Genomic DNA, 1,771 nt, shown 5'->3' on the forward strand with positions numbered 1-1,771 from the left:
TGCCCGATGTGCTCAAGCAGGGGCTGGCGCAGATTGCTGCGGGGGCGATTGGTGCTGCCGCAGGCGGGAACGCGGGGATGGCTTCTGCGGTCAATTTGGAGGCGAATAATCGGCAGTTGCATCAGAGTGAACGTGATTGGGCCAAAGAAAATGCCAAGAAATTTGTGGAGTACTATGTCGAAAAAATGGGGGAAGAAATTACGCTTGAACGAGCAGAACAAATGTTGCTAGGTAACGGTTATCGGATGGTTGATGCGGCTGCCAGCAAAGGTCCGGGCATTGCGGGGCCAGCCGGTGATGCGGTTGCCGTGTCGTTCCTTGCACAGAATGCAGGAAGCCTCTTTAAAGCCAATGTTGACGAATACTACAACCCCGGCAATCTTGGCGGCCCGCTGACGCCAGAACATAAGTCCTTACCAGCAGCCGAAGGGAATACGGCACTTGGTTTGGCTACCGCCGGCGTCATCACAGGCGGTCTGGCATTGGCCGGCGCTGGTAGCGTAGTGTTCATTACCGGAGCTGTGGATGCGTGGACGGCTTATCGGGCCGCATCAGCTGCGTATTCGCAGGGGGCGGCTTTGGGGACGGGGATGGCGGTGGGAGGAGCTTCTTATACGGGCGGGGCTGTGGGTAGTGCCGTTTATGATCGCGTATTCGGTTCAGGGCAAGCGATTAGTACCGGATTTGACCAACGTTTCTCCTACCCAGGCCTAGCTGCGGCAACCACTGTAGGCGGTTTCACTGGCATGTACAGTACGGCCATGTTTGGCTGGGCGGGCATCCCCAACAGTTTCACAAACTGGTTGACTATTCCGGGAGCGGTCATCCGCATCAATAGCGGAGTAGCCGGTAAAGCTGCTGGCAGTGCCGCACAAGCAGCTGTGAAACCATCTGTTAATCAATAATGGGGGCATTATGGTTGATGGCTTCTGGTATGGAATATTTGGTGGTTTGTTTGGTCCTGTTCTTTCACGATGGTTGAGTCGGTTTAAGTATTGGATAGTTTTTTTATTGTCAGTATTAGGAACATACCTTGGAATATTTGTATTGGGAATTTATGAAAAGGGTTGGACATATGCCATCAGCATTGGGCTAAAAAGAGCTTTGGAAGTTGATAGTCTTCTTGCAGTTGCTGGTATAGGTCTGTTGGTCGTATTTGTTGCATTCATAGGCTCATTGGGTGCGCCCCATAAAAAATAAACTGCCGCGCTAAGTTCTTTGTAACCGTAAAAATCCCTACGGCCTTAGCCGGAATTTGCAGGGTCATTTTTAGCGGCTAAAAAAGAGCGTGTGAATAACTGACCGCGCAGGCAAACCGTCAAGTGCAATTCGGTTCACCCGGTGAATGGGATCAGAGCGCCTATACATTCCTGAATCAGGCTGGACGTGAGTTGCTGCCAGCTGACGGCAATAGTGGCCCAGGTTATATGTTTTATGCGACACCAGATCAAAAGGCGAATATGGATATGTATGCACAATTCGGCCATACGAACACCCCATCCGGACAAGACCTTGTAGCGGCAGCAAGTCGTGATCAGAACATTCGACAAAATGTCAGTAATGCGACGCTTGCGGCTGCCGGGGCAGCGGGGGTGATTGCAGGCGCAGGGCCGCTGGCGGCCATTTCCGGTACGCCGATTTTTAGTACAAATGGCGCGCTTGGCTCTGTCATGTGGGCCGACGTCTCCCCACATTTGAGTAGCATTCGAAATTAGAGTCTAATCCCATCCTGTAAGGAGATTAGACATGAAGAAGCGTTTTTCAGAAGAAC

3 protein-coding genes are annotated in these 1,771 nt (G+C 51.8%); all 3 read left to right on the forward strand.

Translation table 11 applies throughout. The annotated features are described in order from the left end of the window. Nucleotides 1-905 (forward strand): hypothetical protein (locus FHW66_RS20675; protein WP_183381712.1); only part of this gene is annotated, 905 nt, incomplete at its 5' end. Nucleotides 906-915: 10 nt separating this feature from the next. Beyond that, complete coding sequence (locus FHW66_RS20680; protein WP_183381713.1) at nt 916-1,200, forward strand: hypothetical protein; 285 nt, start codon at nt 916-918, stop codon at nt 1,198-1,200. Between the two features lie 122 nt (nt 1,201-1,322). Then, a complete protein-coding gene (locus FHW66_RS20685) occupies nt 1,323-1,715 on the forward strand; it encodes a hypothetical protein (protein ID WP_183381714.1) in 393 nt (130 codons plus the stop codon). Nucleotides 1,716-1,771 lie beyond the last annotated feature (56 nt).

Source organism: Herbaspirillum sp. Sphag64 (genome assembly GCF_014192645.1).
GTDB lineage: Bacteria > Pseudomonadota > Gammaproteobacteria > Burkholderiales > Burkholderiaceae_D > Herbaspirillum.